Annotated in this window: 17 protein-coding genes; 1 reads left to right on the top strand and 16 read right to left on the bottom strand. The window is 67.3% G+C overall.

All coding sequences use genetic code 11. The features are described 5' to 3' along the window. Nucleotides 1–468 precede the first annotated feature (468 nt). The 10 genes from AB0F41_RS10070 to AB0F41_RS10115 form a co-directional block, all read right to left on the bottom strand. Nucleotides 469–675 carry a hypothetical protein gene (locus AB0F41_RS10070; protein ID WP_327147638.1) on the bottom strand — a complete coding sequence of 69 codons (207 nt, stop codon included), beginning with the start codon at nucleotides 673–675 and terminating at the stop codon, nucleotides 469–471. A gap of 84 nt (nucleotides 676–759) precedes the next feature. Continuing rightward, nucleotides 760–1,320, bottom strand: coding sequence for a hypothetical protein (locus AB0F41_RS10075; protein ID WP_357422432.1), 561 nt, complete (start codon nucleotides 1,318–1,320; stop codon nucleotides 760–762). Nucleotides 1,321–1,337: 17 nt separating this feature from the next. Continuing rightward, nucleotides 1,338–1,898, bottom strand: coding sequence for a hypothetical protein (locus tag AB0F41_RS10080; RefSeq protein ID WP_357422433.1), 561 nt, complete (start codon nucleotides 1,896–1,898; stop codon nucleotides 1,338–1,340). 395 nt (nucleotides 1,899–2,293) lie between these two features. After that, nucleotides 2,294–2,632, bottom strand: coding sequence for a helix-turn-helix transcriptional regulator (locus tag AB0F41_RS10085; protein ID WP_327147640.1), 339 nt, complete (start codon nucleotides 2,630–2,632; stop codon nucleotides 2,294–2,296). Next, on the bottom strand, nucleotides 2,629–3,771 hold the full coding sequence (locus tag AB0F41_RS10090) for a site-specific integrase (protein ID WP_357422434.1): 1,143 nt from the start codon (nucleotides 3,769–3,771) through the stop codon (nucleotides 2,629–2,631). The genes AB0F41_RS10085 and AB0F41_RS10090 overlap by 4 nt, the downstream gene beginning before the upstream one ends. Before the next feature lie 686 nt (nucleotides 3,772–4,457). Further along, a complete protein-coding gene (locus tag AB0F41_RS10095) occupies nucleotides 4,458–4,967 on the bottom strand; it encodes a twin-arginine translocation pathway signal (RefSeq protein ID WP_357422435.1) in 510 nt (169 codons plus the stop codon). Further along, nucleotides 4,964–5,905, bottom strand: coding sequence for a hypothetical protein (locus AB0F41_RS10100; RefSeq protein WP_357422436.1), 942 nt, complete (start codon nucleotides 5,903–5,905; stop codon nucleotides 4,964–4,966). Before AB0F41_RS10100 ends, AB0F41_RS10095 begins: the two co-directional genes overlap by 4 nt. A 23-nt stretch (nucleotides 5,906–5,928) precedes the next feature. Beyond that, on the bottom strand, nucleotides 5,929–6,234 hold the full coding sequence (locus AB0F41_RS10105) for a hypothetical protein (protein ID WP_357422437.1): 306 nt from the start codon (nucleotides 6,232–6,234) through the stop codon (nucleotides 5,929–5,931). Between the two features lie 27 nt (nucleotides 6,235–6,261). Continuing rightward, nucleotides 6,262–7,764: a fatty acid--CoA ligase family protein gene (locus AB0F41_RS10110; RefSeq protein ID WP_357422438.1), complete on the bottom strand. Its 1,503-nt coding sequence runs from the start codon at nucleotides 7,762–7,764 to the stop codon at nucleotides 6,262–6,264. 138 nt (nucleotides 7,765–7,902) lie between these two features. Next, nucleotides 7,903–8,574 (bottom strand): TetR/AcrR family transcriptional regulator, encoded by a 672-nt coding sequence (locus AB0F41_RS10115; protein WP_357422439.1) that lies wholly within the window; start codon nucleotides 8,572–8,574, stop codon nucleotides 7,903–7,905. Between the two features lie 165 nt (nucleotides 8,575–8,739). Between AB0F41_RS10115 and AB0F41_RS10120 the strand changes: the two genes are divergently transcribed. Next, nucleotides 8,740–9,915, top strand: coding sequence for an acyl-CoA dehydrogenase family protein (locus AB0F41_RS10120; RefSeq protein ID WP_357422440.1), 1,176 nt, complete (start codon nucleotides 8,740–8,742; stop codon nucleotides 9,913–9,915). Between the two features lie 115 nt (nucleotides 9,916–10,030). Here the strand turns inward: AB0F41_RS10120 and AB0F41_RS10125 are convergent, their stop codons facing one another. Genes AB0F41_RS10125 through AB0F41_RS10150 form a run of 6 tightly spaced genes read right to left on the bottom strand, consistent with a single transcriptional unit; the run spans nucleotide 10,031 to nucleotide 17,313 of the window. Further along, nucleotides 10,031–11,479 (bottom strand): MlaD family protein, encoded by a 1,449-nt coding sequence (locus AB0F41_RS10125; RefSeq protein WP_357422503.1) that lies wholly within the window; start codon nucleotides 11,477–11,479, stop codon nucleotides 10,031–10,033. Between the two features lie 2 nt (nucleotides 11,480–11,481). After that, entirely contained in the window at nucleotides 11,482–12,756 is a 1,275-nt protein-coding gene (locus AB0F41_RS10130) for an MCE family protein (RefSeq protein WP_357422441.1), read from the bottom strand. A gap of 4 nt (nucleotides 12,757–12,760) precedes the next feature. Then, nucleotides 12,761–13,999, bottom strand: a complete 1,239-nt coding sequence (locus AB0F41_RS10135; protein WP_357422442.1) for an MCE family protein — start codon at nucleotides 13,997–13,999, stop codon at nucleotides 12,761–12,763. Next, nucleotides 13,996–15,027, bottom strand: a complete 1,032-nt coding sequence (locus AB0F41_RS10140; protein ID WP_357422443.1) for an MCE family protein — start codon at nucleotides 15,025–15,027, stop codon at nucleotides 13,996–13,998. Before AB0F41_RS10140 ends, AB0F41_RS10135 begins: the two co-directional genes overlap by 4 nt. A gap of 1 nt (nucleotide 15,028) precedes the next feature. Continuing rightward, nucleotides 15,029–16,045, bottom strand: coding sequence for an MCE family protein (locus tag AB0F41_RS10145; protein WP_357422444.1), 1,017 nt, complete (start codon nucleotides 16,043–16,045; stop codon nucleotides 15,029–15,031). Beyond that, nucleotides 16,045–17,313: an MCE family protein gene (locus AB0F41_RS10150; RefSeq protein WP_357422445.1), complete on the bottom strand. Its 1,269-nt coding sequence runs from the start codon at nucleotides 17,311–17,313 to the stop codon at nucleotides 16,045–16,047. Before AB0F41_RS10150 ends, AB0F41_RS10145 begins: the two co-directional genes overlap by 1 nt. Between the last annotated feature and the right edge of the window lie 7 nt (nucleotides 17,314–17,320).

Genomic DNA, 17,320 nt, shown 5'->3' on the forward strand with positions numbered 1-17,320 from the left:
CGCCTCGAATTCCCAAGCAGTCAACCTATGTAGTCGGCCTTGGGCCAGGATTGAACGAATCGGACATCCGCTGTGTCGCGGCAGCCGAGCCACCATCCACCGCATCATCAGCGGCACCCCGCCACGGACGTAACCGCTGGTCCAGGCAACTTCGTTGTTTTTCGCGCGATTACCAGGGGTTCGGGACTGGTGAGATCGCGTATTCAACTGTCGCGGGTTGTCGATGGTCCAACCCTCGAGGGACCGGAACCGGGGTGCGGTGATGTGGCGGCTCCGGGTGTCCGCGATTTCGGTCGCGAGCTTGGTTGTGGTGACGTGGGTGGTAGTCGAGAGCGTCGGCGACGACCGGACGGGCAGCGAGTGCAGAGACGGCGTGCATGAAGCTCGTCCTCTTGCCCGCGGCGCGAGCACCGGTAGTCGGTGGCGAAAGCGGTGCAGTCGGTCCAGATCGGCCCGCACGACTCCGGCTCAGTAGGGGCCGATGGCGAAGAAAACCGCATTCGGTCTGCGGAATTCGAACGGCAGTTCGTCATCCAACCAGTCCTGATGGACGCCCCCATCGAGCTGTCCGACGCCCTCACCGACGATCACACGCCATGTCAGTGGCTGCAGTTTTGCGATCACCCGGCAGGGAAGGCTTCCTGGCACCCGGGTCCGATGGACTTCGTAACGCATGGCCGTCAGATTACCGAGCATCCGCACTGTTCGATGTCTCCGTTATCGGTGCCAAACGGGGTCACGGACGGGTGAAATCGCATACTAATCGTCGCGGGTTGTCGACGGTTGCCAGCTAGCGGGTGACCGAAGCCGTGGGCCGGAGGCGTAGCGGGACCAGTCGGTCGAGGCGTGGGCAGCGGCCCGGGTAGTTGTCTTGTGGTGGTAGCCGAGGGCGTCGGCGACGACTGGTGCGGGTAGTTCGAGGACATGCTGGTGCAGTGCGCCGACGCGGCCAGCGGTGCTGGGAATGCCGAGGGCTTTGATCGATGCCCCGAGTGTTCCGGGGTGCATGGGTTGTCCGGCGCGGCGGCCCGGGAACAACCAGCGGGCTTCGCGGTTGGTGGCGGTATTCATGTTGGTGCGCTGGTCGATCCAGGACAGCAGCAGCTCGGCGACTGGGCCGGGGACCGGTGACGGTGGGTCACCGAGCCGCAGTCGAACGGTGCCGCTGTCGACGATCACGTCGTCGAGAGTGAGCCGGACGATGCGGCTGACGGGCTGGGCATAGAGCAGCACGATCGCCGCCGCGACGCGGGACCTCAGTGGTTGGTCGGGCTCGGTAAGCAGTCGGCCGAGCAGGTCGATCCTCTGCTGTTGTGGCATCGGTGTTGCCGGGCCGATCACGACGGTGGGAAGGCGGAATCGGCGGGTGAGCTTGTTGGCGATGCACCAGTGCAGAAACCCGCGGATTGAGGTGCGGGCGTGGACATTGTGTTCGACATGCCAGGCGTCGATGTCGGCCTGTCCGCAGTGGCCAGCTCGAGGTCGTGTTCGGCGAGCCAGCCGAGGAACTGTGTCGCCTGGGTGATCTGGGAGCTGAAGCCCCGCCGGCTGCTGACGGTGAGTGGATTGCGTTCGGCTCGTGCCCGCAGCCGGGGCGCAACGTCCCAGGCGCCGAACCGCTTGATCAAGCGGGCATGCTCCGGATCGGTGACGGCGGCCAGATGCCTGATCGTCCAGCGTTCGAACGCGCAGATCTGTTTGTCGACCTGGGGCAGGATGCCGCAGGTCATCAACAGTTCTTCGAGGTGCGCGGCCGCGCGCCAGGGCGAAAGTGCGTGGAATGCCTCGTGGGTCAACGCGATCTCGCCGCGGCCGAGTTCGGCCAGCAAATCCGCGGGCGCGCGGTCGCGGCACTTGCGGTGTTTGAGCCAACACAGCCCGGACAGCGGCGAGCTCATTGTCAGCAGCTGCGCGGCGAGCGGGGCGAGTTCGGTTCGGACCCGGCCGGTGTCGTCACTGAGCAGATCGGCGAGTTCGTCGGCGAAGGTGCACCGCGTGCAGAGGCGTCGACCGTGAAGTTTGCCTTCGTGCCCGCAGCGCGAACAGTGTTAGGAGACCGCGAATCCGGCGCAGTCAGCGCAGATCGGTGCGTGATCGACCGGGCGCAGTCCCGGCAGTGGCCGGTTGTCGCCGCAGCCGGGGCAACGTCCGCAGACTCTCAGCGCCCGGTCGTGGCAGGTGCGGCAGACCTTCCCATCGGGCCAGGTCGCGGCGAAGCAGCCGAACCGGCCGCAGCGAGCGCAGTGCGCCTTGTGCCAGCGCTCATACTGCTCGGTGGTCCGATAGGACGGGCTCACAGGTCCGGCAGGATCCGGGCGGCGCGTGGCCGAAGCTTGGCGACGTTGGCCGGGACCGGGCCGGCCAGGTCGTCGGTGGCGGTGCGGCTGACCCCGGCGTTCTCGGCGGAGGTGGCGACCAGGTCGGCCGGGGTGCAGCCGAGAATGTCGCAGAGCGCCGAAAGTACTTGCAGGGAAAGCCGTTCCGGTGTTCCCGAGACCAGGCGGTGAACTTGGGAGGCGGACAGGTTGATGCCGCGCTCGTGCAGCAACGGGGCCAGTTCGGTGGCGTTGAACTTGCCGCGTGTGGCCATCAGCTCACGCAGGCGCCAGGTGTAACCGACGGTTCGTTTCATGCGTTCATCCCTTTCCGGGAGTCCAAGGCGGCGGCGATGGTGGCGTCGAGTTGTCGGCGCAGGGTGCGGGTACGGAAATCCGACGACACGCAGGTGTAGATCGAGGTCGTGGACGCGTGCTCGTGGCCGACTTGTTCCTGCACGAACCGAGGATCCCAGCCGTCTTCGATCAGATGCGTGACATATGAGCGCCGCAGACTGTGCAGGTCCAGGCCAGTGTCCAGGCCGAGTGCGTCCCGGTAGGCTCCGAAACGGGAGTTCAGCCGCTGGCAGCCGATCCGCAGTCCGCGCTCGGACGGCCAGGCCGCAGGGTTGCCGTCGACACCGAACAACGGACGGATCTCGGTGAACCATTCTTCGAGCACTTCGGGGGTCCAGTCCCAGACCGTCAGCACGCCCCGGCGTTTCGGTGGTGAACCCTTCTTCGCTTTGCCGTAGCGGACCTGGCAGCGACCGAACTGGCCGAACTCGCGTGCGTGTGGGTTGACGCCGAAGTCGGCCGCGTCGAGCATCCGGATCTCGTTGCGCCGCAACCCGAACGAGTACGCGGTCTTGAACAAGGTCGCGTCCCGGAACGCGGGCAGCCAGCCCTTGCGGCCGAACGCGCGGATACGCGCGACTTGGTTGTCGGCGTGCTCGAAGAACGCGTGCAGCTCGGCTTTGGTGAACGCCCGCTTCTTCGGGTCGGATTCGGTGTCCTGGGCGTGGACCGCGGTGTTCCACTCGTGCACGATCTGGATCGGGTGGGTGCCGAACCGTTCTTCGCAGGTCTCCGGCCACTCGTAGAGCGGATCGGTGATGAAGTGACAGAACGACCGGATCGCCTCGGAGTAGGACCGGATCGTCGACCTCTTCAGATCACGCAGCGACCGCAGGTCACCGAGCCATTCGTCGACCATCGCCGGAGCCCACTGCCACGGGAAGGCGTTGACGTAGGCGGTGAACGCCTTCACCGTGTTCTCCCGGCCCTCCACGGTCGTTCTGGCCAGGTTCCGGGCCAGCTGCTGGTTGGCGAACCCCGCCAGCATCGCCTCGAACACCTGCTCCTCCGGACGTAGCAACGACACACCGTCGACGAGGTGCAGCCGCGCACCACCCGGCACCGAACCGCCGAAACCCGCCAAACCGGTCACCTCCATCGGTCGCATCAGATGCGAGAAAGTCGCATCCTATGCGAGTCGACGTGGAATCCGCAGGTAGTTGCGCCGACCTGACCGCTTCGCCTCTACTGGTGGGTCTATCCTCGGCGGTGCAGCCGTGCCGAATCCCGCTGATGGAGGCCGTATTTGCCGCCTCGAACCGGTTGATGCGCACACAGTCGCCAGTTCGCAGCCGATGCAATTGGCGGCGGAAGTAGTAATCGCGCGGAAAACAACGACAATGGCCTGGGACCCGGCAGGTGCGTTGTCGGGTATCCATGCCATGCCGAGGGCCGGGAGCTGGTGGTTATTCTGCCCGAGGCACCGACGCGGCCCATTACCCAACCATGCCGAATCGGTCGAGCGCCACCTGCTCACAGAGTCGCTCCATCCCGCAGCGCCCGTCACACTCGAGATCCGGTGGACCGTATTCCGCGAGGATCCTGATGCGGGGTTGGTTACCTGCTACCTGAGCTCGGTCCAGCCGCAGGGCATTCCGCAACTGATATAGGTCTCGCGAGTAGTGCCGCCATCGGCATACGTCCGAACGGTCGCCGACGCCTCTGCCGGGTATCCGCACCGTGGGCAGATCGAAAAGTGGTCGAGCACCGGGTACACAGTGGTCACCACCGGCGCCTCCCGCCGCGCCACCGACGGGTTCGGCGCCGGTGCCGCGCCACCGTTCGTCAGACGGGATCGAACGACGAGATCAGCCATGAGTCCTCTACCTTCGACAGGGTCACCCGCACACTGCTCGCGGCCAGCGCCGGTTCCGGTTTCTCGGCGCTGGTGGTGCTCTGGTTGATGAACAGCAGTGCCACCGCCGAGTCGTCGTGGAGTTCGGCCACCGCCGAACGCACGATGGTGGCCTCGGTTTTGACCGATTTGTCCTTGGCGGCGGGCGCGATGACCTTTTCGGTGAACTGGGTGTAGTAGTTCAGGAAGTCGCCGGTCATCTTGGATTTCGCGGCCGCGAAATCCTGGTCCAGGGAATCCGGCGAATACGACAGCAGCGCGACGGTGCCCTCGGTGGCGGCCGAGAGGACGTCGTTCTTCGCGGCGTCGCCCCCGGAATCCGGACGGTACTGGAAGATCAGCAGCGAGGTCGCCGTGATCACCGCGACCACGGCCAGCACGGTCAGCAGCACCGTTTCCGGCGAACGCGGCAGGGTACGGAGCGGGCTGGGGATTCTCACGGTACGAACTCCACTTTCGACATCTTCAACTCCGAGCCCTCGCGGGTGACGGTGACACTGAGCCGCCAGACCCGCGGCTCCTGCTGCGCCCCGGCCGTATTCGTGACCCGGGAGACCGCCGAGACCAGCACCACCGCCGACTCGTCGGTCATGGATTCGACCGCGGACGCGGTGATTTCACCTTTGGTCGCCACCTGGGACTGCTGGACGACCTTGGTGAAATCCTCCGAGCGCGTCTGGAAATCGGTGCGGAACGCCCCGGTGGAATGGTCCAGGACCCGTTTCACATCGTCGGCGGCGCGGGCCGCGTCGAGAGTGGTCAGCGCGACGACACCTTCGCGGGCGGCGTTGAGGTACTCGTCCTCGCGTGCCTGTGCCGCGCCGATCTGCTGGTGGTTCCACAGCGAGAAGCCGCCGGCCACCAGGGAGACCACGATGACCAGCACCGCCACGGCCCGGCCGAGCGCGCGACGCCCCGGACGCCGCAGCGCGGGAACCTGCACCTTGCGCACGAGCCGCCCGGTTCTACCCCGGACCTTGCCCGCCGCCTCGTCCGGCGCCGGATCGGCGGCCTTCACCAGGTCGGCCTTCGCGGCCGAGTCCGATTCGGCGTCCACCGCATCGGATTCGGGTTCCCCGGCGGGTTCGGCCGACGCTTCCGGTTCCACCTCGTCGGGCCGCGTCCCGGCAGCGGCCCGCCCTGTGGTCTCCGGATCGTCCCCGACCGCGGATACCTCCGCGGCCACCTCCTCCGGCTCCCCCGCACCGGATCCGGGGTCCTCACCTCCGGCTTCCCGGCGCAATCGCGCGGCCTTGGCGCGGGCGCGGGCCGCGGCCGCGGAGGCCTGGGCGGCGAGCGCCTCGGCCTCCGCCGCCGCGGCTTCCGCGTCGGCCTCCTCGACCGCCAGGTTCAGCGGGTCGCTGGTGGTCTGGGGCATCTATCCCACCTCGATCACTCGTTCTAGTCGCTAGCGGGCAGCGGCTTGGCTTCCTTGATGGACAACGGGGTGCCGCCGACACTCAACGTGCCGGCTCCGGCCTTGGTCACGAGAACCTCCGCACCGGAATCGTCGACATAGCGCTTACCGATCAGATTCCCGTCCGCGAAGCCCTCCTGCGGGCCGCCTTCCACCGCCGCGGCGCCGCCCTCGAGCGGCACCATCGGGACTCCGCCCGCCCGCAGATCGTCGAGGCTGTCGGCGGCCCGGACGATGATGACCTGGGTATCGCAGACCTGACTCCGTAGCCGGGTACCTGTCTTGACCATGAGCGTTGTTCCTTTCGGGCTGCGCGGCTACGCGCCGGCGGTTTCGCGGGTCAGTTCGGCGACGAGTTCTCGGCGCAGAATCTTTCCGGTGGGGGTGGCGGGAAGTTCCGCGCGGAAGACGATCCGGTCCGGAGTCCGCGAACCCCGCAGGCCGGACCGGACATAGGCGCGCAACTCCTCGGGGTCGGGGGTCTGCCCGGGTTCGGCGGGCACCACGACGGCGACGATTATCTGCCCCCATCCGGGGTCCTCCACGCCGACGACCGCGACATCGTGCACGGCCGCGTGTTCGACCAGGTAGTCCTCGATCTCGGCAGGGGCGATGTTCTCACCACCGCGGATGATGGTGTCGTCGCTGCGACCGTGGATGAACAGGTAGCCCTCGTCGTCGAGCACCGCGAGATCCTTGGTCGGGAACCAGCCCTCGGCGTCGAGCACCGAACCGATGCCCGTGTAGCGGCCCGATACCTGCGGCCCGCGGACGAAGAGTTCACCGGCGACGCCGGCGGGTACCGCCGCGCCGCCCTCGTCACGGATCTGCACCTCGATACCGGGTACCGGCTGCCCCACCGAACCGAGCCGCCGCACGACCGCGTCGTCGTCGGAGGCCAGCGCCGTGCGATGGTCGTCGGGACCGAGTACCGCGATGGTGGAGCTGGTCTCGGTGAGCCCGTAGGCGTTCACGAATCCCACCTCGGGCAGCAGTTCGAGCGCGGTGCGCACCAGCGGCAGCGCCACTTTCGAACCGCCGTAGGCCAGGGTGCGCAGCGTGGGCAGCCGTGAGTCGGCGGCCTTCAACCCGGTGACGATCCGGTCGAGCATGGTCGGGACGACCGTCGCCGTGGTCACCCGTTCGGTATCGATCAGCCGGATCCATTCCTGCGGATCGAAATTGCGCAGATACACCATCTTGCGCCCGGCGTAGAGGTTCGACAGGGCCGCGCTGACCCCGGCGACGTGGTAGGGCGGCACACAGATGAGCGAGACGTCGTCGTCCGCGGCGGAAGCGAATTCCACGGTTCCGGTGATGTAGCTGACCAGATTGTTGTGGGAGAGTTCGACCGCTTTCGGCTGCGAAGTGGTGCCGGAGGTGAACAGGACCACCGCGGGCCCGTCCGGGTCCGGATCGGCACCGGCCGGATCCGAGGTCCGGGCGCGGTCCAGGAAATCCGCGGAGGTCCACAGCCGGTCGGCGGTCCCCGCGACCGCGGTGCCGTAGGCGTCGTCGTGGATCACCAGCGGCGCGTCCAGGCGCCCGATGAGTTCGGCGAGTTTGTCGCCGCTGAGCCGGTAGTTCAACGGTGTGAACGGCACTCCGGCCCGCGCCGAGGCGAAGATCAGCAGCGGCAGGAGCGCGCCGCCGGTGCCCACATAGGCGACGCTGCGCGCCCCGGAGCCCGCGAGTGCGCCCCCACCGCCGTGCGCCAGGGCGTCCAGTTCGGCACCGGTCCAGCGCGATTCGCCGGATACGATGGCCACGCGGTCCGGTTCGTTCGATGCCGCCATATCCAGCAGTAGCGAAATACTCATGCGACTACTTCCTGCATGCCGAGCGCCGCGAACCAGCGCCCGACCGGGTGTGATATCGGAATTCTCGAAAAACGAGAATAACATATCCGCTGGCCCGCGACCCCGATTCGACAGACCATACGGTCCCTTTCAGGCCCCTCACCGGCGGCTTCCCGCAACTCCGTCCGCGGCGCCCAACGCCCCGAAAGCGCAGAGATTCCAGACCTCGGTCGCGGTGATCGGATGCGGTTCGTCCGGACGGGCGTTCTGCGCCACGAACATCACCGTCTGCAGCGTCATGGCTGCCAGCCGCCGGGGCCGGGTACGCGCCCGGAGGTATCCCGCCGCCTCGGCGTCACCCATGAGATCGACGAGCAGTTCGAACAACGACGCGTGCGCGACCTGGATCTCGATCGGATCCGACATCAGCAACTGGGGTGCGAATTCGGTGAACAGGGGCCGGTGCGCGCCGGGATCGGGACGGCAGAACTCGAAGGTCAGCTCCACCGCCGTGCGCAGCCTGGCCAGTGGATCGCCGTCGTTGGCGGTGGCCTCGCGCACCTGATGGGCCACCTTGGCGATCGCTTCCTCGTACAGCGCGAGCAGCAATTCGTGCTTACCGTCGAAGAGCAGATAGAAGCTGCGCAACGACTGCCCCGCCCGGTCGACCACCTCGTGCATGGTGAAATCGGTGCTGCCGCGCTCGGTGATCAGTGTCCGCGCCGCATCCAGGAAACGCTGCACCTGCGTGCTGCCGAACAGCTTGGTGGTGCGGACCGAACGAGCGTCGATCCGCTGCTGCAGGGTCAGCCCACTGCCGGTACTTCGCATCGCCGTACCTCCCATCACCGGCCGCGCCGGCACAACACCTCGTCACAGGCACGCGACGCCCGCCGGGGACCGATATACCGGTCAGGCCGGTCGCACCGCCTACGGAAACTAGAATATCCCTATGAGAGAATGATATTCTCATATTTGGCCAAAGGGAGGTACATCGTGCAGCTGACTTTCGACGAGGACGTGGAACGATTCCGCGCCGAGTTCATCACGTTCCTCGACGAGCACCTCCCACCCGAGGCGGTGGCGGTCGAACGGCCGGGGTCCAGCTCGCATATGCCCGGCTGGGCGCGGGAATGGCAGAGCCTGCAGTTCGATCACGGCTGGCTGGTCCCGGGGTACCCACCGGAGTTCGGTGGCCGCAACGCCACCGTCTTGCAGCAGTACGTACACCGGGAGGAACTGGGCGCGCGCGGTATCTACGAGAGCTGCAACCCTCAGGGGCAGGGCATCATCGCCGCCTCCCTCATCACCTTCGGCACCCCCGAACAGCAGCAGCGGTGGGCCGTGCCGATTCTGCGCGGCGAGATGCCCGCGGCACTGGGCATGAGCGAACCCGGCGCGGGCTCCGACCTGGCCGGCCTGCGCACCCGCGCGGTCCGCGACGGCGACCACTTCGTGGTCACCGGCCAGAAGGTGTGGACCTCGGGCGCGCACGATTCCGATGTCATCCTCACCTTCGTCCGCACCGATCCCGACGCGCCCAAGCACAAGGGCATCTCGGTCCTGCTGATCCCCACCGACACTCCCGGCGTGCGGCGCCGCCCGTTCGCCTCCGCCTGCGCGGCCGACGATCTCGATTTCAACGAGGTCTTCTTCGAAGAGGCCCGGGTCCCGGTGGAGAACCTGGTCGGTGAGCTGGACAAGGGCTGGACGGTGGCGACCGGCTCCCTCGGGCACGAGCGCACCCTGCTGTGGATGAGTTTCGCGCAGCGTCTGCGCATGCTGGTGCAGGATTTCGAACCCCGCACCGCCCTCGATGCCGACCGCTACGCCACGGCGGTGATGGACCTGCAGGCACTCGAACTGCTGGGGTCGACGGCACTGGCGAAGGAGGCCCGGGGCGAAACCGATGTGGCCTCGCTGTCGGTGCTCAAACTGCTGGGTTCGGAGGGGGTTCAGCGGGGCCTGGAGGCCGCGCTCGACGCCGCCGGACCGGAAGGACTGAACCATCCGGGGGTCACCTCCCGGCACAGCCTGCTGAACCTCGAGGATCACGCACCCAGCTGGTTCGAGCGGTATATGCGCAGTTTCTCCGGCACCATCGCCGGCGGCACCTCGGAAATCCAGCGCAATATCATCGCCCAGCGCGTACTCGGGCTGCCGCGGAGCTGATTGCCGGGGTTCGTACCCATCGGCCGGCGCCGGCTTCCCGGGCCCGGTGCCACATCGAATCGCGAAGGGCGGGAGCGGGTAAACCCGCTCCCGCCCTTTCATGTTCGGGCCCGCTTCAGCGCGGCAGCATCTCCTCCCAGCTCCCGTGTCCCTGCGACACCAGATCGGTTTGCCGGTAGAGCTGCCCGTCCGGAGCCAGGTACTCACCGGTATTCGGGTCGTACTGGGCGTAGGCCACCGCCGGCGCCGCCGCGCCACCGCCCGAGGTGTCCGCGGCCGGGGCGTTACCCGGCGGCGGCGAGAACCGCGAATCCGGCGGAATACCCTGCCCCTCGAGCTCGGGGTCGCGCGGGTAGGGGCCGACCACCGGCTGTTCCGGGGCCACCGGCACATACTGCTGATCGCTGTTGCAGAGGGCTGCCGTGGGGGCACGTTTGGACGGATCGTTGGCACACGGGATGTTGCGGGCCCCGCGTACCGCCACCGAGTTGTCCTGCGGCAACTTGCAGTACAGATTGTCGGGTGTGTCGATGGTCGTGGTGTCCTGCGGGGACCGCCATTCCGAGGGCGGCAGGAAGCCGACCGTGCAGGCGGGCGGATCCGAGACACCGCTGATCCGGAAGTCACCGAGACCCAGCCCGGAGGCGTTCTTGGTCGGCTGGACCGCCTGGACCAGCGAAACCACCGGCGGCAACAGCACCAGCAGCTGTTCCAGGCTCGCGTTGTAGGTCACCGCCAGCTGGCCGACCGAGGTGAGGTTCGACAGCAGCACCGGCAGGGTGAGATGCAGACCGTCGAGCAGTCCGGCGACCTCGTCGGCCATAGCCGGACCGGAGTGCAGCACCTGCCGGATCTGCGGATCGTTGGCCACCAGCTGACCGGTGACATCTGCCGTGGCACGAGTCCAGATGCGGATCGCGTCGGCCGACTGCACCTGGGAATCCAGCAGCGGCTGCGCGTCCTGCACCAGGGTGCGGGTGGCGTCGCCGACCCCGTTCATCTCCGCGGTCAGTGTTTCGGCCGAGGTCAGCAACGAGTCGAGGTCGGGGCCGGCGCCGTTGACGCCGGTGAACATCTCGTCCAGCAGCCGGCGCAGATCATCCTTGGGGATCGTGTCCACGAGCGCGCTGAGTTTGTCCAGCATCGGGCCCACGGGCTGGGGTACCGAGGTGTCCACCCGCTCGATGGTGGCACCGTCGTAGAGGTACGGCGGCGAATCGGTCCGTGGGAGCAGATCCACGTACTGCTCACCGACGGCCGACACACTGCGCACCTCGGCGGTCAGATCGGCGGGGATCCGATGCGACGAGTCGATCGCCAGCCGGGCGCGGACACCGTCCTGGGTGAGTTCGACCCCGGTGACCTTGCCGACCCGGATCCCGCGATAGGTCACATTGCCGAACCGGTAGAGACCACCGGCCTCGGGCAGTTCCACGGTGACGCCCATATCGCCGACCCCGACCAGGGTCGGCAATTTCATGTAGACCACCGACATCACGACCAGGCCGATCACCGACAGGACGCTGAAGATGACCAGCTGGGCACGGACGAAGCGGGACAGCAGCATCAGCCGCCTCCAATCCCGGGGGGCAGGGGTAACTGGGGAAGCTGGATCTGCGGCAACGGGAACGGCAGGCCCGGCACCGGCACCGGCGCCGGTGCGGGTGGCGGTGGGGGTGCCGGAGCCTCCGCGGGCGCCGGGGCGGGAGCTGCCACCGGGGGCGGGGTGATCCCGAAACCGAGCGGGTTCTTGGTCTGCTCCGCGTATCCCGGATCACCGACGGCCGCCTGGATCACCGCGGTCGGATCACCCCACGGGGTACCCAGCAGCAGTTCGCGGCGCAGCCGCGGGATCGTGAGGTCCACGGTCGCGAACAGGTTGATGAAATCGCCGCGCACACCGTTGTCCACGAGGTACTGCCCGTAGGGGAACACCGTGGCGAACTGGATGGCGGAGTTGATATCCGGACCCACATCGGCCAGCGCCTTCAGCGTGGGTTCCAGATTGCGCAGGTTGGTGAGCAGATCGTCGTGTACCGCGGTCAGCACAGTGTTGGTGGTATCGCTGAAGGTGCGCAACCGGTCCAGTGCGGTGACCAGATCGGGCCGTTCGGCGATCAGTACGTCCAGCGCCGGCGGGATCTTCTGCAACGCCTCGGTGAGCCGGTCGCGCTGCCCGGCGAAGGTGCCGCCCAGGCGGTTGAGGTTGTCGATGGTGGCGACGATATCGGCGCGCTGCCCGTCGAGCGCGCCGAGAAATACGTCGAGGCGGTCCAGCAGCGAGCGGATATTGGTCTCCCGGCCCTCGAACGCCGCGCTGAGACTGCCGACGATATCGCCGATCTGCCCCAGACCTCCGCCGTTCACCACGACCGACAGCGACGCCAGGGTCTGTTCGGTGGAGGGGTAGGTCGCGGTCTCCTGCAACCCGATCCGCGCACCGGGTTCGAGCCGGCCTTCGGGCTCCTGCCCGGGTGGCGGATTCAGGGCCAGATGCATCGACCCCAGCAGGCTGGTCTGCCCGACCCGGGCCTGCGCGTTGGCCGGGACCACCTGTCCGGGCTGGATGGACACCTCCACCACCGCGTGCCAATTCTCCACCCGGATATCCCCGATACTGCCGACCACCACATCGTCGATCAGCACCGGTGAATTCGGGGTGAGGGTGCCGACATCGTCCATGTCCACATACAGCGTGGTGGCGTCGGGCCCGCGGCCGGTGACCCCGGGCAACGGCAGCGAATTCACGCCGTCCCAGGAACAACCGGCGCCGGCGAACACCACGCACGCGGCGCCGAACACCGCTGCGCGGAATCTGCGCCGGTTACACGGATCGCTCATATGATCACCGCCCACCGGGGAACAGGATGTCCGCGAGCGTGGGCGCCGGTGGCGGCGGAGGCGCCGCCGGATCCACGCCCTGCGGAATCAGCTGGGGTTCGCTGTAGATGACCTTCTCCGGTGCCGCCGAGGGTCCCAGAACCGGATTCACCGGCACGGGGAGGTAGTTGAAGTTCATCAGTCCCAGTACGGGCCCGAGGTAGTCGCGGCATTTGCGGGCCGCCTCTTCCGCGCCGATGTTCTCCACGCTGGCGATACCGCCGCAGACGAACTCGATCGGGTTGGAGAAGTTGTTGAGCACGAATACCCCTGCCTCGGTACCGGTATCGGGGTTGTAGATGTTGTAGAAGTTGGCCAGGCTGGTCGGGAAGATATGCAGCAGTTCTTCGAGCTCGCCGCGGTTGTCGACCAGGTTCTGCGTGACATCGGCCAGCCGGCCGACCTGTTCGGTGGCCTTGCCCCGGTTCTCGGCGACGAACCGCTGCACTTCGCCCACCGCGATGGACAGATTGTTCAGCGCCGCGTCGAGGTCGGAGCGGCTGTCCGAGAGCACGCTGGTCAGCGTCGCGAGCCGGTTCTGGAACTGCACGATCTGCACATTGCTGTCGCGGAGCGCGGTGACGAAGGTCTGCAGATTGGTGATCGTCTCGCCGATATCACCGCTGCCGTCGGCCAGGATCCGGCCCACACCGGACAGTTGCGCGAGCATCTGCCGCAGTTTGTCGCCGTTACCGGCCAGGGCGTCGGCAGTACTGTCGATGAACCGGCCGGCCGGACCCGAGGACTGATCACCGTCGGGGCCGAGTTCGGTGGCCAGGCGCGTGAGCTGGGTTTTGATCTGATCCCATTCCACCGGCACGGCCGTACGCTCCAGCGGGATCACCGTATCGTCGGCCATCGTCGGCCCCTCCCCCTTGTAGGCGGGGGTGAGCTGGACGTACCGGGAGTCGACCAGGCTCTGCGCGACGATCACCGCCCCGGCGTCGGCCGCGATCTCCACGCCCCGGTCGACGTGCAGGGTCATCTCGACCGCGGTGCCCCGGGCCTCGATATCGGCCACCGTTCCGACCTTCACACCGGATACCCGGACATCGTCACCGGGATAGATGGCGGTCGCGGTACTGAACATCGCGCGCACCGTGGTGGGGCCGAGCAGGGTCCGGTTCACCACGACGAAGGCGGCGACCAGCACCGCTATCGCCAGGACACCCGCCCCGGCTTTCAGGATCACGGTCCGGTTCATCGTGGCGCTCCCGGTTGCGGTGCGGGCGGTTGCGGGACAGAACCGCCGAACGCGGCGTCGACGAACGGCCGGATCCATTGGGCAGGGATCAGGTTGGCGACGTAGGCGTTGTAGAACGGGCCGCCCGATACCGCCTCGCCCTGGGTCAGCGAAGCCTTGGCCAGACCTGGGATCGCCTTGGCGATATTGTCCTTGTTCTTCTGCAACATCTCTGTCACCGAGTTCAGCCGGTCCAGGGCCGGACCCAGTTCCGCCTCGTTGTCGGCGACCAGCTGGGTGAGCTGGTCGGCCACCGCCGCCGTGTTGGCCAGCAGCGTGGCGATTGCCTGGCGGCGCTCGTCGAGCACTCCGACCAGCGTATTCGCATTGAGCAGCATGGTGTTGAGCTGACCGCTGCGCTCGGCCAGGATGCCGGTGACCTCCCGGGAGGCGGTCAGCAGATCGCGCAGCGCGGTATTGCGGGTGTTGATGGATTTCGACACCTCGGAGAGCCCGTCGAAAGCCGGGCCCAGCTGCGGCGCGATGGCATCGAGGGTGGAGGACAGCATATTCAGCGAATTGTTCAGCGAATCGGTATCCATCGCGCCGGTGGTGTTGGTGAGATCGCCCAGCGCGTCGGTGAGCGAATACGGCGAGGAAGTGCGCTCCACCGGGATCGTATGCAACGGCCGCAACCGCTCGGCACCGTGCGAGACCAGCGTCATGATCCGCTTGCCCAGCAGCGAACCGGTTTTGATCTGCGCGGTGCTGTCCGCACCGAGCGAGACGGAATCGCCGACGGTGAACAGCACCCGGGCCGCACCGCGGTCGAGCGAGACATCGGTGACGGTGCCGACCTTCACCCCGGAGACGATCACCTCGTCCCCTTTCTCCAGCCCGCCGGCCTCCTCGAATACCGCCTGATAGCGCACGGTGGTGCCCCAGGCGATCACCTGCTGGGACTGCAGTCCCAGCGAGATCACACAGAGCATGAGCACGATGCCGACCAGGCCGTGCCGCAGTAGATGTCTTCCTCGATATCGGAACATCTCAGGGAGCGCACCTTCCGTCGGTCTGCACGGCCGCCGGGATCTCCACGACCTGCCCGGACAGGTCGTTGACCCGTAGCGTCAAATCGCACAGGTAGTACTGGATGAAGTTGCCGTAGGCCCCGGTGCGCACCAGTTTCCGGAAGTTCTCCGGAGCCTTCTGCAGGGCGGTGTCCAGGGTTTGTTTGTCGTTGTCGATATTGGTCGCCAGGATGTTGACCTGGTCGATCGTGCCCGCCAGCGCCGGGCGTCCCTGGCTGAGCAGATCGGCGACCGTGGCGGTGCCGGCCTCGAGGGAGTCGATCGCGGACCCGATCGGATCCCGATCGTTGCTGAGCTGGGTGATGAGCTGTTCCAGCCGATCCACCAGGCCGGAGAACTGGCCGCCTTCGGAGGCGAGTGTCTGCATCACCGTGTTCAAGTTGTCGATCAGCTGTTCGATGATCTCGTTGTTGTCGGCCAGGGCCGCCGAGAACGACGCGGTGCGCCCGAGGATGGAGTTCACCGTGCCCTCCTTGCCCTGCACGATCTCGAGCAGCGACCAGGTCAGCGCGTTCACGTCCCGGGCGTTGAGGCCCTGGATCACCGGTTTCAGCCCGCCGAGCAGTAGGTCCAGATCCAGCGCGCCCACAGTGTTCTCGATCGGGAGCTCACCGCCGGCTTCCAGCCGGTTACCGGGCCGGTCGGTGAGTTCGAGGTAGCGGTCGCCGACCAGATTGAGATAGCGCACCGCGACTTCGGTTCCGGTGGTCAGCGCCAGCGAGCGGTCGGCGTCGAAATCCACCCGCACCCGGTGGTCGTCCTGCAGTTCGACCCCGCGGACCGATCCCACCACGACCCCGGACACCCGCACGGTATCGCCGGTGCGCAGATCCGAGGAATCGGCGAATACGGCCGAATACTCGGTGGTCGACCCGCTGCGGTACTCCCCGAATACGATGATCAGGCAGGCCGAGAGCACCACCATCACCGCGGCGAAGATGCCGAATTTCAGCAGTGGCGAATTCCGCTGGTCCATCAGGGCGCTCCCTTCCCGGCGGCGGCCGGACCGAACAGCGCCTCAGCGAGTGAGGTCGTGTTCAGCGTGAGTCCGGAACGGAACGGCCCGGCCTGCGGATTGGCACCGACATCGGTGACCACGAACGGCGGGAAGTCCTCATAGGCGACCGGCAGCATCGAGCACTGCGGCCCGCCCTTGGCCGCGACCTTCGGCAGATGGTCGGGGTAGCGGTACGGTTCGACACCCCACAGGAAGTTCGCCGACAGCCCGATCCCGGGCACCTGCACCGGCGTCACCGACGACAGGTAGCCCAGACCGTCCAGAGCACAGGTCAGCGCGGTGTGGTACCGGTTGGTGAGGTCGGTGGTCGGAACCAGGGTATCCATGGTGCTCACCAGGCCGGGCCCGTTCTCCCCGATCACCTTGTTGCCGGTATCGGCCAGCCCGATCAGGCTCATCAGCATCACATCGAGCTGCTGCTGCTCCTCCACCACCGTCTGCCCGATCCGGGTGGCGTTGCCGACGGTATCGAGCAGTGCCGGCGACGCGTCCGCGTAGACCCCCGTCACCTGCGGTGCCATCGCGAGATCGGCCTGCAGCGCCGGCAGTCCCGGTTCCACTTTCGCCAGGAACGCCTCGAAGTCGACCATCATCTGGCCCACCCGGTCGCCGCGGCCGCGCATCGCCGACGCCAGCGCGCCGAGGGTCTCGTTGAGCTTCTCCGGCTGGATCTGCGCGAGGACCTGGGTGAGCTGTTCGAAGACGGTATTGATCTCGACCGTCACATGTTCGGCGTCGAACACCTGGCCCGGTTCGAGGTGACCCGACGAGGCCTGCGCCGGTGGTGTCAGCTGGATGTATTTCGCGCCGAACACCGTGGTCGACGCGATATCGACGGTGACATCGCCCGGTATCCGGGTGAGATTGCCGCGGTCGATGGCCAGTTCGATCTCGGCGGTGCCGTCGGCGCGTTCGACGATGGAGTCCACCGCGCCCACCGTCACCCCTCGGAGTTTCACCTCGGCGTCGGGGTACATCACCAGACCGGCCCGCGGCGCGTGCACGGTCACTGCGACGGTATCGGAGAAGCCACCCTGGAAAAGGGTTACCGCGAGCACGACGATTGCCGTACCGGCGGCCACGGCCGCGAGCCCCGCCGCCGGGCGGGCGGCACCGGCCAGTGGCCGCAGCCGGTCGCGCCAGCGCCGGGGCGCGGGCCCGGCGGGGGTCCGCGGTTCGCCCGGCGGCCGGGCGCCACCCGCCCACGGCTGAGTTTCGTTTCCCACCACTGCC

It is taken from the genome of Nocardia sp. NPDC024068 (assembly GCF_040638875.1).
In the GTDB taxonomy this organism is placed as follows: domain Bacteria; phylum Actinomycetota; class Actinomycetes; order Mycobacteriales; family Mycobacteriaceae; genus Nocardia.

What these genes read in the sequence shown, in the direction of transcription:
- AB0F41_RS10145 (WP_357422444.1), bottom strand. Translation starts at nt 16,045, where the DNA reads ATGGACCAGCGGAATTCGCCACTGCTGAAATTCGGCATCTTCGCCGCG.
- AB0F41_RS10075 (WP_357422432.1), bottom strand. Translation starts at nt 1,320, where the DNA reads ATGCCACAACAGCAGAGGATCGACCTGCTCGGCCGACTGCTTACCGAG.
- AB0F41_RS10080 (WP_357422433.1), bottom strand. Translation starts at nt 1,898, where the DNA reads ATGAGCTCGCCGCTGTCCGGGCTGTGTTGGCTCAAACACCGCAAGTGC.
- AB0F41_RS10140 (WP_357422443.1), bottom strand. Translation starts at nt 15,027, where the DNA reads ATGTTCCGATATCGAGGAAGACATCTACTGCGGCACGGCCTGGTCGGC.
- AB0F41_RS10105 (WP_357422437.1), bottom strand. Translation starts at nt 6,234, where the DNA reads ATGGTCAAGACAGGTACCCGGCTACGGAGTCAGGTCTGCGATACCCAG.
- AB0F41_RS10115 (WP_357422439.1), bottom strand. Translation starts at nt 8,574, where the DNA reads ATGCGAAGTACCGGCAGTGGGCTGACCCTGCAGCAGCGGATCGACGCT.
- AB0F41_RS10135 (WP_357422442.1), bottom strand. Translation starts at nt 13,999, where the DNA reads ATGAACCGGACCGTGATCCTGAAAGCCGGGGCGGGTGTCCTGGCGATA.
- AB0F41_RS10100 (WP_357422436.1), bottom strand. Translation starts at nt 5,905, where the DNA reads ATGCCCCAGACCACCAGCGACCCGCTGAACCTGGCGGTCGAGGAGGCC.
- AB0F41_RS10110 (WP_357422438.1), bottom strand. Translation starts at nt 7,764, where the DNA reads ATGAGTATTTCGCTACTGCTGGATATGGCGGCATCGAACGAACCGGAC.
- AB0F41_RS10130 (WP_357422441.1), bottom strand. Translation starts at nt 12,756, where the DNA reads ATGAGCGATCCGTGTAACCGGCGCAGATTCCGCGCAGCGGTGTTCGGC.
- AB0F41_RS10070 (WP_327147638.1), bottom strand. Translation starts at nt 675, where the DNA reads ATGCGTTACGAAGTCCATCGGACCCGGGTGCCAGGAAGCCTTCCCTGC.
- AB0F41_RS10090 (WP_357422434.1), bottom strand. Translation starts at nt 3,771, where the DNA reads ATGGAGGTGACCGGTTTGGCGGGTTTCGGCGGTTCGGTGCCGGGTGGT.
- AB0F41_RS10085 (WP_327147640.1), bottom strand. Translation starts at nt 2,632, where the DNA reads ATGAAACGAACCGTCGGTTACACCTGGCGCCTGCGTGAGCTGATGGCC.